Origin of the sequence: Enterobacter sp. SENG-6 (assembly GCF_001605945.1) — a bacterium.
GTDB lineage: Bacteria > Pseudomonadota > Gammaproteobacteria > Enterobacterales > Enterobacteriaceae > Enterobacter > Enterobacter cloacae.
In genome coordinates this window covers 129811-146315 of the sequence record NZ_LOMM01000076.1, presented here as the reverse complement: position 1 = coordinate 146315, position 16505 = coordinate 129811, and the positions used below count along the sequence as shown (strand labels likewise).

General features: G+C 55.6%; 16 protein-coding genes and 1 other RNA gene. 12 read left to right on the top strand and 5 right to left on the bottom strand.

Annotated elements, in window-relative coordinates; genetic code table 11:
• Positions 1–92 precede the first annotated feature (92 nt).
• From rnpB to garL, 3 genes are all read right to left on the bottom strand, one after another.
• Positions 93–471, bottom strand: an RNA gene (gene rnpB / locus AX755_RS22335) — RNase P RNA component class A.
• Between the two features lie 59 nt (positions 472–530).
• Positions 531–1421, bottom strand: coding sequence for a 2-hydroxy-3-oxopropionate reductase (gene garR / locus AX755_RS22330; RefSeq protein ID WP_062857470.1), 891 nt, complete (start codon positions 1419–1421; stop codon positions 531–533).
• Positions 1422–1442: 21 nt separating this feature from the next.
• A complete protein-coding gene (gene garL, locus AX755_RS22325) occupies positions 1443–2213 on the bottom strand; it encodes a 2-dehydro-3-deoxyglucarate aldolase (protein WP_013098883.1) in 771 nt (256 codons plus the stop codon).
• A 352-nt stretch (positions 2214–2565) separates the two neighbouring features.
• Here garL and garD point away from each other — a divergent pair, with 352 nt between their 5' ends.
• From garD to AX755_RS22285, 8 genes are all read left to right on the top strand, one after another.
• Positions 2566–4137 (top strand): galactarate dehydratase, encoded by a 1572-nt coding sequence (garD, locus tag AX755_RS22320; protein WP_062857469.1) that lies wholly within the window; start codon positions 2566–2568, stop codon positions 4135–4137.
• 176 nt (positions 4138–4313) lie between these two features.
• A complete protein-coding gene (locus tag AX755_RS22315) occupies positions 4314–5168 on the top strand; it encodes a tagatose bisphosphate family class II aldolase (RefSeq protein ID WP_061771564.1) in 855 nt (284 codons plus the stop codon).
• Positions 5169–5188: 20 nt separating this feature from the next.
• Positions 5189–6460, top strand: a complete 1272-nt coding sequence (gene gatZ, locus AX755_RS22310) for a tagatose-bisphosphate aldolase subunit GatZ (RefSeq protein WP_062857468.1) — start codon at positions 5189–5191, stop codon at positions 6458–6460.
• A gap of 14 nt (positions 6461–6474) precedes the next feature.
• Positions 6475–6942 carry a PTS galactitol transporter subunit IIA gene (gene gatA / locus AX755_RS22305; RefSeq protein ID WP_062857467.1) on the top strand — a complete coding sequence of 156 codons (468 nt, stop codon included), beginning with the start codon at positions 6475–6477 and terminating at the stop codon, positions 6940–6942.
• 27 nt (positions 6943–6969) lie between these two features.
• Positions 6970–7254 carry a PTS galactitol transporter subunit IIB gene (gene gatB, locus AX755_RS22300; RefSeq protein WP_058651412.1) on the top strand — a complete coding sequence of 95 codons (285 nt, stop codon included), beginning with the start codon at positions 6970–6972 and terminating at the stop codon, positions 7252–7254.
• A gap of 4 nt (positions 7255–7258) precedes the next feature.
• On the top strand, positions 7259–8632 hold the full coding sequence (locus AX755_RS22295; RefSeq protein WP_062857466.1) for a galactitol-specific PTS transporter subunit IIC: 1374 nt from the start codon (positions 7259–7261) through the stop codon (positions 8630–8632).
• Positions 8633–8674: 42 nt separating this feature from the next.
• Entirely contained in the window at positions 8675–9718 is a 1044-nt protein-coding gene (gene gatD, locus AX755_RS22290; protein ID WP_062857465.1) for a galactitol-1-phosphate 5-dehydrogenase, read from the top strand.
• Positions 9719–9828: 110 nt separating this feature from the next.
• Complete coding sequence (locus AX755_RS22285; protein ID WP_020687328.1) at positions 9829–10602, top strand: DeoR/GlpR family DNA-binding transcription regulator; 774 nt, start codon at positions 9829–9831, stop codon at positions 10600–10602.
• A 133-nt stretch (positions 10603–10735) separates the two neighbouring features.
• Here AX755_RS22285 and rsmI read toward each other — a convergent pair whose 3' ends face one another.
• On the bottom strand, positions 10736–11599 hold the full coding sequence (gene rsmI, locus AX755_RS22280) for a 16S rRNA (cytidine(1402)-2'-O)-methyltransferase (protein WP_013098896.1): 864 nt from the start codon (positions 11597–11599) through the stop codon (positions 10736–10738).
• A gap of 62 nt (positions 11600–11661) precedes the next feature.
• On the opposite strand from rsmI, the gene AX755_RS22275 reads away from it, so the two are divergent.
• The 4 genes from AX755_RS22275 to dolP are packed head-to-tail and all read left to right on the top strand — an operon-like array spanning position 11662 to position 15380.
• Positions 11662–13830, top strand: a complete 2169-nt coding sequence (locus AX755_RS22275) for a penicillin-binding protein activator (protein WP_062857464.1) — start codon at positions 11662–11664, stop codon at positions 13828–13830.
• Positions 13788–14183 (top strand): YraN family protein, encoded by a 396-nt coding sequence (locus AX755_RS25510; protein WP_013098898.1) that lies wholly within the window; start codon positions 13788–13790, stop codon positions 14181–14183. Before AX755_RS22275 ends, AX755_RS25510 begins: the two co-directional genes overlap by 43 nt.
• 21 nt (positions 14184–14204) lie before the next feature.
• Positions 14205–14795, top strand: a complete 591-nt coding sequence (gene diaA, locus AX755_RS25505) for a DnaA initiator-associating protein DiaA (RefSeq protein ID WP_003861754.1) — start codon at positions 14205–14207, stop codon at positions 14793–14795.
• 9 nt (positions 14796–14804) lie between these two features.
• The gene (dolP, locus tag AX755_RS22260) at positions 14805–15380 is read left to right on the top strand and encodes a division/outer membrane stress-associated lipid-binding lipoprotein (RefSeq protein WP_038420691.1); all 576 of its coding nucleotides are present in this window, start codon (positions 14805–14807) and stop codon (positions 15378–15380) included.
• Positions 15381–15429: 49 nt separating this feature from the next.
• On the opposite strand, the gene AX755_RS22255 is transcribed toward dolP, so the two are convergent.
• A complete protein-coding gene (locus AX755_RS22255; protein WP_062857463.1) occupies positions 15430–16467 on the bottom strand; it encodes a permease in 1038 nt (345 codons plus the stop codon).
• Between the last annotated feature and the right edge of the window lie 38 nt (positions 16468–16505).

Genomic DNA, 16505 nt, shown 5'->3' with positions numbered 1-16505 from the left:
AATTGGTGTCGTTTGGGGGCCGGGTGGCACTGCGCTTAACCTGCGTACATACCCATTAAGCAAAAACCCCGCCGAAGCGGGGTTTTCTAAGAAGTTGAAGCTGACCGATAAGCCGGGTTCTGTCGTGGACAGTCATTCATCTAGGCCAGCAATCGCTCACTGGCTCAAGCAGCCTACCCGGGTTCAGTACGGGCCGTACCATGTGAACCCCTATTTGGCCTTGCTCCGGGTGGAGTTTACCGTGCCACGGACTGTTACCAGCCGCGCGGTGCGCTCTTACCGCACCCTTTCACCCTTACCTGATCCCACTTGCGTGGGCCATCGGCGGTTTGCTCTCTGTTGCACTGGTCGTGGGTTTCCCCCCCAGGCGTTACCTGGCACCCTGCCCTATGGAGCCCGGACTTTCCTCCCCTCCGCCCGTCTCCACCCGAAGGTGGACGACGACGAAGCGGCGACTGTCTGGTCAGCTTCGGCGCGCAGTATAGTGGGTTTGCACGCCGCTGTCACCCTTGGTTGTAGGGAAGCCGAAATTAGCGGGAGACTTCCACCTTCGCCAGTTTTTCGTAGTAGCACGCAATGGCACTGTGGTCAGCGGTGCCCAGGCCATCAGCACGTAGCGCCTGCATCATCTCCATGACGGCGGCGGTCAGCGGCAGTTGGGCCCCTACGCCGTGAGAAGTGTCCAGCGCGTTAGCCAGATCTTTAATGTGCAGGTCGATACGGAAACCGGGTTTGAAGTTACGATCCATCACCATCGGCGCTTTAGCGTCCAGCACCGTGCTACCCGCCAGCCCACCGCGGATCGCCTGGTAAACCAGATCCGGGTTGACGCCCGCTTTGGTGGCCAGAGTGAGCGCCTCCGACATGGCGGCAATATTCAGCGCCACAATCACCTGGTTTGCCAGCTTGGTTACGTTACCCGCGCCAATCTCCCCGGTGTGCACCACGGAACCGGCCATCGCTTTCATCAGATCGTAGTATTTGTCGAAAATCGCCTTATCGCCGCCGACCATGACCGACAACGTGCCGTCGATGGCTTTCGGTTCGCCGCCGCTCACCGGGGCATCGAGCATCTCGACGCCTTTCGCTTTCAGCGCCTCGCTGATTTCCCGGCTGGCCAGCGGTGCGATGGAGCTCATGTCGATCAACACCAGACCCGGCTTCGCGCCTTCGATAATGCCGTTCTCACCCAGCGCGACCTCTTTTACATGGGGAGAGTTTGGCAGCATGGTGATAATGACATCGCACTGCTCGGCAATGGCTTTGGCTGTGGTGGCGGTTTCTGCGCCAGCCGCCATCACTTCGGCCACGGCCTGCGAATTATGGTCTGAAACCACCAGGGAGTATCCTGCTTTGATGAGGTTTTTACTCATTGGTTTGCCCATAATGCCGAGGCCAATAAAACCCACTTTCAGCGTCATAATCTGTTTTCCTCAAGATGGTTATTTTTTAAAAGCGTCCGCTAATTTCTGCGTCGCAGAACGGAATACGCCGAGGTCGCTGCCGACGGCAACGAAGGTCGCGCCCCACTCCAGATAGCGGCGTGCGTCTGCTTCAACCGGCGCCAGAATGCCACACGGTTTGCCGTGCGCTTTGGCGCGGGCAAAGATGTGCTGAATGGCGCGCTGCACATCCGGGTGACCCGCATTGCCCAGGTGCCCAAACGCGGCCGCCAGATCGCTTGGGCCGACGAAAATGCCGTCCACGCCCTCGGTGGCGGCGATGGCATCCACGTTATCGACACCCTGCTGACTCTCAATCTGTACCAGAATGGTGATGTTGCTGTTGGACTGCGCAAAGTAGTCCGGTACGGTGCCAAACATGTTGGCGCGATGCGAAACGGAGACGCCGCGGATCCCTTCCGGCGGATAGCGTGTTGACGCCACGGCCTGTGCCGCCTCCTCCTGCGTTTCGACAAACGGGATCAGGAAGTTGTAGAAGCCGATATCCAGCAGGCGCTTGATGATCACCGGCTCGTTCGTGGGGACGCGGACCACCGGCGCGCTCTGGCTGCCTTTGAGCGCCATCAGCTGCGGAATAAAGGTGCTGATATCGTTCGGCGCATGCTCGCCATCAAGCACCAGCCAGTCGAACCCCGCCAGACCCAGCACTTCGGTGCTGATTGGGTTTGCCAGTGCGGACCAGCATCCAATTTGAATCTGGTGCGCCGCAAGCGCCGCTTTAAATTTATTTGGGAAGATAGCGTTATTCATCGTATTTACCTTTTTAATTCCGCAGCCCTGGTCAGTATATTTATTACCAGCGTTATATTTACTCTCTATTTCGGCGTGATAAAATCGTCATTCAGTATAATCGCCACTTTCCGGCAGCACATTGTTTTAATGCTCAAGTGTTACGCTCTGTTTCAATAATATTTTGAGCATATGCACAAACCACTGGGCGCTGATGCACAGAATCAGCCATTACTGGTTCGGGAGCGATCGCGATCACATTCTCACGCTCTGTCTCCTGACATGCTCTATTTTCGCAAGCTGCGTTTTTATTTTTGCCATAAGAAAATTGGCTGTATTTATTATCAGATTCTTTGCTGGAGAATATTGAACAATGGCCGACATTGAAATTCGACAAGCGTTGCCGACGGCGTTCTATATAAAAGTTCACGACACGGATAATGTGGCAATTATTGTGAACGACAATGGCTTAAAAGCCGGAACCCACTTCCCGGATGGCCTGGAGCTGATTGAACATATTCCGCAGGGGCATAAAGTGGCGCTCGTGGATATCCCGGCTCAGGGTGAAATCGTGCGTTATGGTGAAGTCATTGGCTATGCCGTCCGTGCCATTCCGCAAGGCAGCTGGATTGATGAGTCTCTGGTTGAGCTGCCAGAAGCCCCACCGTTGAACACCCTGCCGCTGGCAACCCGCGTCCCGGAGCCGCTGCCACCGCTGGAAGGGTACACCTTTGAAGGCTATCGCAACGCAGACGGCAGCGTTGGAACCAAGAATCTGCTCGGCATTACCACCAGCGTTCACTGTGTGGCAGGCGTGGTGGATTACGTGGTGAAACTCATCGAGCGCGATCTGCTGCCAAAGTACCCGAACGTTGATGGCGTGGTGGGGCTGAATCACCTTTACGGCTGCGGCGTGGCGATCAATGCCCCTGCGGCCGTGGTGCCAATCCGAACTATCCACAATATCGCCCTGAACCCGAACTTTGGTGGCGAAGTGATGGTGATAGGCCTGGGGTGTGAAAAGCTACAGCCTGAGCGCCTGCTGCAGGGCACCGAGGATGTAAAAGCCATTCCGGCCGACGAGGCCAGCATTGTACGTCTGCAGGACGAACGCCACGTTGGTTTCCGTTCGATGGTTGACGATATCCTTGAGGTTGCAGAGCGTCATCTGGCTAAACTCAATACGCGTCAACGTGAGACCTGCCCAGCTTCCGAGCTGGTGATTGGTACACAATGTGGCGGCAGCGATGCGTTTTCCGGCGTGACCGCCAACCCGGCGGTGGGTTATGCCTCCGACCTGTTTGTTCGCTGCGGGGCCACGGTGATGTTCTCTGAAGTGACAGAAGTGCGAGATGCCATCCATCTACTCACGCCACGCGCCATCAACGAAGAGGTGGGCAAACGCCTGCTCGAAGAGATGGCCTGGTACGATAACTACCTCAATATGGGAAAAACCGACCGTAGCGCCAACCCGTCCCCGGGGAACAAAAAAGGGGGTCTGGCGAACGTGGTGGAAAAAGCGCTCGGCTCTATCGCCAAATCCGGTCAAAGTGCCATTGTAGAAGTCCTCTCGCCGGGCCAGCGTCCAACGAAACGCGGCCTGATCTACGCGGCAACCCCGGCCAGTGACTTTGTTTGCGGCACCCAGCAGGTGGCTTCCGGTATTACGGTGCAGGTCTTTACCACCGGACGCGGTACGCCGTACGGCCTGATGGCGGTGCCTGTGATTAAAATGGCCACCCGCACTGAGCTGGCTAACCGCTGGTATGACTTAATGGACATTAACGCAGGCACCATCGCCACCGGGGAAGAGAGCATAGAAGAGGTAGGCTGGAAGCTGTTCCACTTTATTCTGGATGTGGCAAGCGGCAGGAAGAAAACCTTCTCGGACCAGTGGGGGCTGCACAATCAGCTGGCGGTGTTTAACCCGGCGCCGGTGACGTGAGTTTACTGTAAAACCTCCCATAGCATGGCTTCGGCCATGCTTTTTTTTCTTTCGATTCTTTCGCATTCTTACCTTTCATTTCGATTCTTTCATTTTTAAGATACCAATCACAAAAAACCATTCCGAAACCCTATATTGTCTTTCGCCTATACAAAACGAAAGGTTTCGGAGGAAAGATGTATATCATCTCGTCGAAAGCGATGCTGATAAAGGCACAGCGTGAAGGTTACGCTGTTCCGGCATTCAATATTCATAATCTCGAAACGCTGCAGGTGGTCGTCGAAACGGCCTCTGAGATGCGAGCTCCCCTGATCGTCGCGGGTACGCCCGGTACGTTTAGCTATGCCGGAACCGGGAACGTGGTCGCCATCGCCAGCGATCTGGCCAAAACGTACAACCAGCCACTGGCGATCCACCTCGATCATCACGAAGATTTCGACGATATCGCGCAGAAAGTACAGAGCGGGATCCGCTCTGCAATGATCGACGGATCTCATCATCCGTTCAGTGAAAATGTGGCACTGGTGAAGAGAGTGACGGACTACTGCCACCGCTACGACGTTAGCGTGGAGGCCGAACTTGGGCGTTTGGGTGGTCAGGAAGATGACCTGGTCGTCGACAGTAAAGATGCGCTTTACACCAACCCACAACAGGCGCGTGAGTTTGTTGAACTCACGGGTATCGACTCGCTGGCTGTTGCCATCGGCACTGCGCACGGCCTGTACAAAGCCACGCCAAAGCTCGATTTCGAGCGCCTGGCAGAGATCCGTAATCAGGTTGATATTCCGCTGGTACTGCACGGTGCCTCAGGATTGTCGACAGAAGATATCCGTAAGGCAATTAGCCTCGGGATCTGCAAAGTCAATGTCGCCACAGAACTCAAAATCGCCTTCTCAAACGCGCTGAAAACCTATCTCGCTTCACATCCCGATGCCAGCGATCCGCGTCATTACATGGTACCAGCCAAAAGTGCCATGCAAGAGGTGGTACGCAAGGTGATTATCGATTGTGGTTGTGAAGGAAAACTCTAACGTCCTGACCCGGAGGAATTGTGAAAGATATTATTGCCCGCCATAAGGCGGGAGAACACCTCGGTATTTGTTCTGTCTGTTCAGCTCACCCGCTGGTCATCGAAGCTGCACTGCGGTTTGATTTGAACACCAACAATAAAGTGCTGATTGAGGCCACTTCGAATCAGGTGAATCAGTTTGGTGGCTATACCGGCATGACTCCTGCCCATTTTCGCGATTTTGTATTGAACATTGCCAAACACGTTGGTTTTCCACGAGAGCGCCTGATTCTTGGAGGGGATCACCTGGGGCCTAACTGCTGGCAAAACGAACCGGCGGAAGCCGCGATGGATAAATCCGTTGAGCTGATCAAAGCCTATGTCGCTGCGGGATTTACCAAGATCCATCTGGACGCATCCATGTCCTGCGCCGACGACGCCATCCCGCTAGCGCCAGTGGTGGTAGCACAGCGTGCTGCGCGGCTGTGTAAAGCAGCTGAAGAGACGGCTACGGAGGAACAAAAGGCGGCACTGACCTACGTCATTGGTACTGAAGTTCCCGTACCAGGTGGAGAAGCCAGCAGTATTAACAGCGTGCATGTTACCCGTGTCGAAGATGCTGCACAGACGCTGGACACCCATCGAGTAGCCTTTAGCGAGCTCGGTCTGGAAGACGCCATGACGCGCGTGATTGCTATCGTGGTGCAACCAGGCGTGGAGTTCGACCATACCCAAATTATTCACTATCAGCCCCACGCGGCAGAGGCGCTTTCCGGCTGGATCCGCCAGACACCGATGGTCTACGAGGCGCATTCGACCGATTACCAGACCCGCCAGGCCTATCGCGCCCTGGTACGCGATCACTTCGCGATCCTGAAAGTTGGCCCGGCGCTCACTTTTGCCCTGCGTGAAGCCATCTTTGCCCTTGCGCAAATGGAGAAAGAACTTATCGCTCCTGAGCAGCGCAGCCACGTGCTGGCGGTGATCGACGAAGTGATGCTGAACGAGCCGGACTACTGGAAGAAGTACTACCGCCCGACCTGGAGCCAGGCGATGGTGGATATTCATTTCAGCTTGTCTGACCGCATTCGCTACTACTGGCCGCATCCGCGTATCCGTCAGGGTGTGAAGAAATTACTCGCCAACCTGAGTAACACCCCACTGCCACTTGGGCTGATCAGCCAGTTTATGCCCGTTCAGTTCGAACGATTGTCGATGAATGAGATCGTTGCAACGCCGCAAAATCTCATCATCGACAAAATACAGGATGTATTACGCGCCTATCGATTTGGCTGTACCCCTGAATACGTCTGATGCCCGGAGAGTCTATGAGTCACGTTTTTGTCCGTACCGGAATTGAGTTTGAAAATAGCCAGCTTGCGCTGGCACATATTGGCGAGGAGATGCTGGCGAAAGGGGTTGTGCATGCCACTTACCCAGCCGCACTTCTCGAAAGGGAGCTCAACTACCCCACCGGCATTACCCTCGAACGCCATGCGGTTGCGATCCCGCATTGTGAAGCGGTACATGCCAAAAGCCCTGCGATTTACCTGATTCGCCCGGACAAACCGGTGAATTTTCAGCAGGCGGATGATGATGGAGAGGTCGCGGTTTCACTCATTATCGCGTTAATTGTTGAAAACCCTACGGCGCAAATAAAACTGCTGCGCCGTCTTTTCAGCGAGCTACAAAACCCGGACACGCTGGACATGTTGCTGACTACGCCAGCCGATCGCCTGGCCGAGCAATTCCGGGAGACTATCCTTGAGCCTGCCTCCTGTGCACAGGCTTCATAACATACTGATAATAAAAAGGAGTACCCTATGAAACGTAAAGTTATTGTTGCCTGTGGTGGTGCCGTAGCCACCTCAACCATGGCGGCTGAAGAGATCAAAGAACTGTGTGAAGCCCACAACATAACGCTGGATCTGGTTCAGTGTCGGGTGACCGAAATTGAAACCTATATGGACGGTGCAGACCTGATCTGCACCACGGCAAAAGTCGACAGATCGTTTGGTGACATTCCGGTAGTTCATGGGATGCCGTTTGTATCAGGCGTCGGTATCGAAGCCCTGCAACAAAAAATCCTTACTATCCTCGAGGGTTAAGATCATGTTTACCGAAATCATGCGGTATATCCTCGACCTCGGTCCCACCGTCATGCTGCCCATCGTCATTATTATCTTCTCTAAACTTCTGGGGATGAAACTGGGCGATTGCTTCAAGTCCGGCCTGCATATCGGCATCGGCTTCGTGGGAATTGGGCTGGTCATTGGCCTGATGCTCGACTCCATTGGCCCTGCAGCCAAAGCGATGGCGGAACAATTCCAGATTAACCTGCACGTGGTGGATATCGGCTGGCCAGGTTCTTCCCCCATGACCTGGGCTTCCCAAATCGCACTGGTGGCGATCCCGGTAGCCATTGGGGTCAATGTCATCATGCTGGTCACCCGTATGACCCGTGTAGTGAATGTGGATATCTGGAACATCTGGCATATGACATTCACCGGGGCAATGCTGCACCTGGCCACTGGTTCTTACTGGCTGGGGATCCTTGGCGTGGTGGTTCACGCGGCCTTTGTCTACAAGCTGGGGGACTGGTTTGCCAAAGACACGCGAGACTTCTTCGGTCTGGAGGGAATTGCCATTCCTCACGGCTCGTCGGCGTATCTCGGTCCTGTCGCGGTGCTGGTCGATACGATTATCAACCACATTCCAGGTCTGAAGCAGATCCACTTTAGCGCCGACGATGTGCAGAAACGCTTTGGTCCGTTTGGCGAGCCCGTCACCGTCGGTTTTGTCATGGGGCTGGTCATCGGCATGCTGGCAGGATACGACGCGAAATCCGTTCTGCAACTGGCGGTGAAAACCGCTGCGGTGATGCTGCTGATGCCGCGTGTCATCAAGCCGATTATGGACGGCCTGACGCCAATTGCTAAACACGCCCGCAAACGCCTGCAGGCCAAATTTGGTGGTCAGGAGTTCTTAATTGGTCTTGATCCCGCGCTGCTGCTGGGCCATACGTCAGTGGTCTCCGCCAGTCTCATTTTCATCCCATTAACAATTCTGATTGCGGTACTGGTGCCGGGTAACCAGGTGCTGCCTTTCGGCGACCTTGCAACTATCGGCTTCTTCGTGGCAATGGCGGTCGCGGTTCATCAGGGTAATCTGTTCCGTACTCTCATCTCCGGCGTCATCATAATGGGTATCACATTGTGGATCGCCACACAGACCATCGGCCTGCACACCCTGCTTGCACAGAACGCGGGGGCGTTAAAAGCAGGTGGGCTTGTGGCATCCATGGATCAGGGCGGTTCGCCGATCACCTGGCTGCTCATCCAGCTCTTTACCTGGCAAAACGTGGTGGGATTCATCGTGATTGGTGCGATCTATTTTACTGGCGTACTGCTCACCTGGCGACGTGCCCGGGCGTTTACGGCGGTGGAGAAAAACGCCGATAACCCGCAAAGCCAGACGGTATCTTAATATCCGGGGAGCCATGCTCCCCTTCTTTTTCTGGAGTGAATCATGAAATCAGTGGTAATTCACGCTGAGGGCAACGTGCGCGTTGAAGAACGCCCGGTCCCTCAAATACAGGATGCGGATGATGTTCTGGTACGCATCGTTTGCTCAGGATTATGCGGCTCAGACATCCCGCGTATTTTTGCCAAAGGGGCGCACTACTACCCGATCACCCTGGGCCACGAATTTAGCGGACACGTCGAAGCCTGTGGTACAGATATAAAGGATCTCCAGGCCGGAGATCCTGTAGCCTGCATTCCACTCCTGCCCTGTTTTTCCTGCCCGGAGTGTGAAAAAGGCTACTACTCGCTGTGTAAGCAGTACCAGTTTGTCGGCTCACGCAGTGACGGTGGCAATGCGGAATATATTGTCGTGAAGCGCGCGAACCTGTTCCGCCTGCCAGCAGAGATGGCGATCGAAGACGGGGCATTTATCGAGCCTATCACCGTAGGGCTGCACGCGTTCCATCTGGCTTCGGGCTGCAAAGATAAAAATGTCATTATCGTCGGTGCAGGGACGATCGGTCTGTTGGCGATGCAGTGCGCGCTGGCACTGGGGGCAAAGAGCGTGACTGCAATTGATATCAACGACGATAAACTCGCCCTGGCGACAACCTTGGGCGCGACCCAGGTGTTCAACAGCCGGACCCTTAGCACCGATGACATTCTCAACGCGCTGAAGGACAACCGGTTTGATCAACTCGTGCTGGAAACCGCTGGAACACCACAAACTGTCTCGCTTGCCATTGATATTGCCGGTCCTCACGCCCAGGTGGCGCTGGTCGGTACATTACATCATGACCTGAATTTACCTGCTGCAACCTTTGGCAAAATATTGCGTAAGGAGCTGACGCTTCTGGGTAGTTGGATGAACTACTCAGCACCATGGCCTGGGGAAGAGTGGGAAACGGCAGTCCGCCTGCTCACCGGGAAAAAACTGCAACTGGAGCCACTCATTGCCCATACCGGCGACAGTGAGAGCTTCGCTCAGGCCGTGCAGGCTCTGAACGGCGCACCGATGCAGGGCAAAATTATGCTGCGTTTCGCCTAATCCCTCGAGCCAGCAACCTGAGCTGGCTCACATTTACTTTCGAATATTGCCTTACACCTTTCGCATACCTTCGATTAGAATAGGGACAATTAATTATCAGGCAATTCAATATGAACTCATTTGAGCGAAGGAACAAAATCGTTGACCTCGTCAACGCTCAGGGCAGCGTGATGGTGCAGGATCTATCAAATCTGTTTGGCATCTCTGAAGTGACCATTCGAACCGACCTGCGTCTGCTGGAAGAAAAAGGGCTGGTCACGCGCTTCCATGGGGGCGCCGCAAAGCCGGGCAGTAACCTGGCTGAAAGTGAGAATCAGGAAGTCGTACTGGAGGAACGCTACCAGCTGGCAAGCGATCCGAAAAAACGTATTGCTCAGGCCGCCGCCGCCCTGATCGAAGAAGGGATGACGGTTATTTTAGACAGCGGCAGTACCACTATGCTGATAGCCGAAGCGCTGGTGAGGAAAGCCAATATTACCGTCATCACCAACAGCTTGCCCGCTGCGTTTGCTCTTTCGGAAAATAAAGATATTACGCTGGTGGTTTGCGGCGGCACGGTACGCCATAAAACGCACTCCATGCACGGAACCATTGCCGAGCGTTCGCTTGCAGGTATCAGCGCGGATTTGATGTTTGTTGGGGCTGACGGCATTGATGCAACAAATGGTATCACCACCTTCAATGAAGGCTACTCCATCAGCAGCGTGATGGCCGCTGCCGCCCATAAAGTGATTGCCGTACTGGATGCCAGCAAGTTTAATCGTCGCGGGTTTAATCAGGTGCTGCCGATGGAGAAGATTGACTGTGTGATTACGGATGATGGGATCGGAAAACACGATAAAGACCAGCTGAGCAAAACGGGTACTGAGATCATTACGGTTTAGCGAAAGACGCAGATCGCCGGATGACCTGCGCAATTTTCTTTTCCGACATTTTTACCGACATTTATTCCGACACTCTGGATTTTGTAGGCCGGGCAAGCGCAGCGCCGCCCGGCAAAAACAGGCGGAGTATGACTTACTCCCCCTGCTGCTCCAGCGCATATTTATAGAGCGCATTCTTCTTCACGCCGTGGATTTCTGCCGCCAGTGCTGCTGCTTTCTTAAGCGGCAATTCAGCCTGTAGCAGTGCCAGAGTACGCAGCGCATCGGCAGGCAGTGCGTCCTCCTCCGCTTTATGCCCTTCGACAATCAGCACCATCTCACCCTTGCGACGGTTTTCGTCCTCTTTTACCCACGCCAGCAGTTCGCCGACCGGCGCGCCGTGAATGGTTTCCCAGGTTTTGGTCAGCTCGCGCGCCAGCACCACGTAGCGGCTCTCTCCCCAGACGGTCACCATATCTTCCAGGCTTTCCAGCAGGCGATGCGTGGATTCGTAGAAAATCAGCGTACGCGGTTCAGCTTCCAGCTCTTTTAACACGTCACGGCGGCCTTTGGATTTGGCGGGCAGGAAACCTTCATAGCAGAAACGATCGGACGGCAGGCCCGCTGCGCTCAACGCAGCAATCGCAGCACACGGTCCTGGCAGAGGGACCACCCGGATCCCGGCTTCACGGCAGGTACGCACCAGATGGTAGCCCGGGTCGTTAATCAGCGGCGTACCGGCGTCAGAGACGAGCGCAATGTTCTGCCCCTCTTTGAGCTTCGCCACCAGCGTTTCTGCTTTTTGCTGCTCATTATGATCGTGCAGGGCGAAGAGACGAGCGTTAATCGCAAAGTGTTGCAGCAATAAACCGGTATGCCGGGTATCTTCAGCGGCAATTAAATCAACAGCTTGCAATACGGTCAGTGCACGTTGGGTAATATCAGACAAATTCCCGATAGGAGTAGGTACAATATAAAGCTGGCCTTGAGAATTCTCTGCCGTTTCGTGTTGTTTCATTGTTTCGTCCGTATTGCCGATTTAATATTGAGCATTGCGTAAAAAAAATCACTGGATACAGTATGGTACCGTTAACGTTTCTTCGAAAAAAAGCCACGCGCAGCGTGCCGCTTCTGCTGGCAGCCCTGATCTTTGCAGGCTGTGGCACCCAGGCACCTGACCAGAGCACGGCCCATCTGCAGGGATCCGCTCAGGCTGATTCTGGCTTTTATCTGCAACAAATGTCGCAAAGCTCAAATGATACCAGGATCAACTGGCAATTACTCGCCATTCGTGCACTGCTGAAAGAGGGCAAAACCCAGCAGGCCGCCGAACTGTTCAACCAGCTTCCGCACGAGCTTAACGATGCCCAGCGTCTTGAGCAGAGCCTGCTCTCTGCCGAGCTGAAAGTCGCGCTGAAAGATTATGCCGCCGCGAAAAAGATCCTTGGCGACATCGACGTAAGCGCACTGGATAAAAATCAGCAGGCCCGTTTCTGGCAGGCGGGTATCACCGCTGAGCAGGGACGTCCTTCCCTGACGCTGCTGCGGGCGCTGATCGCCCAGGAGCCGCTGCTCGGCGGTGCTGACAAGCAGAAAAATATCGATGCCACCTGGCAGGCGCTCGCTTCAATGACCCAGGAACAGGCGCAGGCGCTGGTCATCAATGCTGATGAAAACGTGTTGCAGGGGTGGCTGGATCTGCAACAGATGTGGTTTAACAACCGCAGCGATCCAAACATGCTGAAAGCCGGTATTACCGACTGGCAAACGCGCTACCCACAAAACCCGGGCGCGAAAATGCTGCCGACACAGCTGGTGAACGTGCAGAACTTTAAGCCTGCCTCCACCAGCAAAATCGCCCTGCTTCTGCCGTTGAACGGCCAGGCGGCGGTATTTGGCCGCACCATTCAACAAGGTTTTGAAGCGGCGAAGAACGGTACCACGCCAGTGACCGGCAGTGCAGTTCCGGCGCAGGCAGCTCAGGCCGCAAACGTGAACGACGTTGTCAGCCCTTCCGCCGCGGAAACCAGCGACCTGACCACAGCACAAACGCCGCCGCAGGGGACGATGCAGAACCCGGTGACGGCACCGACCGCACCGACCACACCAGCGGCCGCAGCACCCGCGCCTGCGACTCCGGTAGAGACACAATCCGCACCGGCGACGGAGCCTGCAACAGCGGAGCAACCTCAACCGCAGACCACTGAGCCCGCAGCACAACCTGCCGCTCAGCCTGCTGCCCAGCCACAGGCCGCAGCCACCACCAGCGCTAACCCGGGCGCTGAGCTGAAAATCTACGACACCAGTTCTCAACCGCTCGATCAGGTTCTGGCGCAGGTGCAACAGGACGGTGCCAGCATCGTTGTGGGTCCGCTGCTGAAAAACAACGTCGAAGAGCTGATGAAGAGCAACACTGCGCTGAACGTGCTGGCGCTCAACCAGCCTGAACAGGTTCAGAACCGCGCCAATATCTGCTATTTCGCCCTCTCTCCGGAAGATGAAGCCCGCGATGCGGCGCGTCATATTCACGAGCAAGGGAAACAGTCTCCGCTGCTGCTGATCCCTCGCAGTACGCTGGGCGATCGCGTCGCCAACGCCTTTGCCGAAGAGTGGCAGAAGCTGGGCGGCGGCATCGTGCTGCAGCAGAAATTCGGCTCCGTCTCTGAACTGCGCGCGGGCGTTAACGGCGGCGCGGGTATTGCGCTTAACGGCAGCCCGGTGAGTGCAAGCCTGCCACAGCAGCAGAGCGTGACGATTGGCGGTCTGACCATCCCTGCCCCACCTACCGATGCGCAGATTAACGGTGGCGGTAAAGTGGATGCGGCCTATATTGTCGCTACGCCGCAAGAGATTGCCTTTATCAAGCCGATGATCGCCATGCGTAACGGCAGCCAGAGCGGCGCCACGCTCTACGCCAGCTCTCGCAGCGCACAAGGCACCGCAGGCCCGGATTTCCGCCTGGAGATGGACGGCCTGCAGTACAGCGAAATTCCGATGCTGGCGGGCAGCAATCCGGCCCTGATGCAGCAGGCGCTGAGCGCAGTCCGTAACGACTACTCGCTGGCGCGTCTGTACGCGATGGGCGTCGATGCCTGGACGCTGGCGAACCACTTTACCCAAATGCGTCAGGTGCCGGGCTTTGAGCTAAACGGCAATACCGGCGATCTGACGGCCACTCCGGATTGCGTGATTAACAGGAAGTTATCATGGCTCAAATACCAGCAGGGACAAATCGTCCCGGCCAGTTAAGCCGTAAAGAGACCGGCGACGCCTGGGAATTAAAAGCGCGTCGCTGGCTTGAGGGCAAGGGACTGCGCTTTATCGCCGCTAACGTTCGCGGACGTGGCGGCGAAATCGATCTGATCATGAAAGAGGGTCAGGTCATTGTGTTTGTGGAAGTACGCTACCGACAGTCTTCCCGTTTTGGCGGTGCTGCCGCCAGCGTGACACCCGCCAAACAACATAAATTATTACAGACTGCCCACTTGTGGCTTGCCCGCCATAATGGGAGTTTTGATACTGTGGATTGCCGGTTCGATGTGTTAGCCTTCACCGGAAACGAGATCGAATGGCTGAAAAACGCTTTTGGCGAAGACGCATAATTAAGATTTAAAAGGGATAACGTGCTCGAAAGAATTAAAGTGTGCTTCACAGAAAGCATTCAGACTCAGATTGCCGCGGCAGAAGCCCTCCCTGACGCAATCTCTCGCGCCGCCATGACGCTGGTGCAGTCCCTGCTCAATGGCAACAAAATCCTCTGTTGTGGCAATGGCACGTCCGCTGCCAACGCACAGCATTTTGCTGCCAGTATGATCAATCGTTTTGAAACAGAACGCCCCAGTTTACCTGCCATTGCACTTAATACCGATAATGTGGTCTTAACAGCGATTGCTAACGATCGTCTGCATGACGAGATTTACGCTAAGCAGGTGCGTGCCCTGGGCCATGCGGGCGATGTGCTGCTGGCTATCTCCACGCGCGGCAATAGCCGTGACATTGTCAAAGCCGTCGAAGCCGCCGTTACCCGCGATATGACTATCGTTGCCTTAACCGGCTATGACGGGGGCGAGCTGGCGGGCCTGCTGGGGCCGCAGGATGTGGAAATCCGCATTCCGTCTCACCGTAGCGCACGCATTCAGGAGATGCATATGCTCACGGTGAACTGCTTATGTGATTTGATCGATAACACGCTTTTCCCTCACCAGGATGATTAAGGAGTTCTCATGAAGGCTTTATCGACCCTCGCAGTCCTTATGTCTGCATTACTGCTGCAGGGATGTATCGCTGCGGCTGTCGTGGGTACCGCTGCCGTCGGCACCAAAGCAGCGACCGATCCGCGCACCGTTGGCACCCAGGTAGATGACGGCACGCTGGAGCTGCGCGTCAACAGTGCGCTGTCGAAAGACGAGCAAATTAAGAAAGAAGCGCGCATCAACGTGACGGCTTACCAGGGCAAAGTGCTGCTGACAGGCCAGGCGCCAAATACTGACCTCTCCAGCCGCGCAAAACAGATCGCGATGGGCGTAGAGGGCACTGCGGAAGTCTTCAACGAAGTCCGTCAGGGGCAGCCAATCAGCCTTGGTACCGCCTCCAATGATACGTGGATCACCACCAAAGTCCGTTCCCAGCTGCTGGGTTCAGACCAGGTGAAATCATCCAACGTGAAAGTGACGACCGAAAACGGCGAAGTGTTCCTGCTGGGTCTGGTTACCGACCGTGAAGGGAAAGCGGCGGCCGATATCGCCAGCCGGGTGAGCGGCGTGAAACACGTCACCACCGCATTTACCTACATTAAGTAATTCCCACCTGACTGTAAGCCCGGTGAGCGCTCGCGCCACCGGGCTTTTTTCACAGAAGCGCAATACTCCCCACAATCACCCCACTCAACGCCACCAGCCCTGCGGTGAGCCACAGCGCTTTCGCCGGGAATGACTTACGCAGCATGATAAGCGACGGCAGGCTGATGGCAGGCAAGGTAATGAGCAACGCCAGTGCCGGTGCAGTGCCCATGCCGGCCAACATCATGGTCTGCACAATCGGAATTTCAGCGGCCGTTGGGATCACAAACAGACAACCGGCTACGGCCATCGCAATGACCCACATAAGGGTATTGTCAATGGTGCCGTCGGCATGCGGGAATAGCCAGACGCGTGCGGCCCCGAGCACCAGCACCGCCAGGATATACACAGGAATGGTGCTCCAGAAAAGCTGCCACAGAGCATTCCCCCAGCGCGCAAAGAAGCTTCCCTGTGGCTCGCTTACATCAAGCTCAATGGCGGCCGGTTCAACGGCGTTATCTTTCACCCATTTCTGCACCAGCGTTGCCACCACCAGCACCGTCAGCAGACCGGCCACCAGGCGGATAAAGGCGAAATGCCAGCCCAGCACACAGCCCATAAACACCAGCGTTGCCGGGTTTAACAGCGGGTTGCCCATCCAGAACGCCAGCGCACCGCCCATAGAGACTCGCTGACGGCGCATACCGGCGGCGACAGGCGCGGCACAGCACGAACACATCATGCCCGGCAGGGAGAAAATGGTCCCCAGCAGGGTGCCCTGAAAGCGTGGCTGCCCCAGGGTTTTCACCAGCCAGTGACGCGGGATAAGCACCTGAATCAACGAGCCCAGAATGACGCCTAATACGGCGGCTTTCCAGACGGCAAGGAAATAGACCATGGCATAATCCCACGCCGCGCGAAGCGGGCTGGAATCAGCGTGAGCGAGAATAGATTTACCGATGCTGTGCGTTTCGGCGGCAGTGAAGGCTTTACCGTAGTACGGCTGCCATTTCACATACCAGAGGCCGATAATGACCACGAGAAAGAAGAGCGCGGGCTTCCACCATTGGACAGGTGTTGCCGCCTGAGATGAAGACTGACCAGTCATAGCATTCCCCGGAGAGTGTTATTTAATTAGCCGGGGGA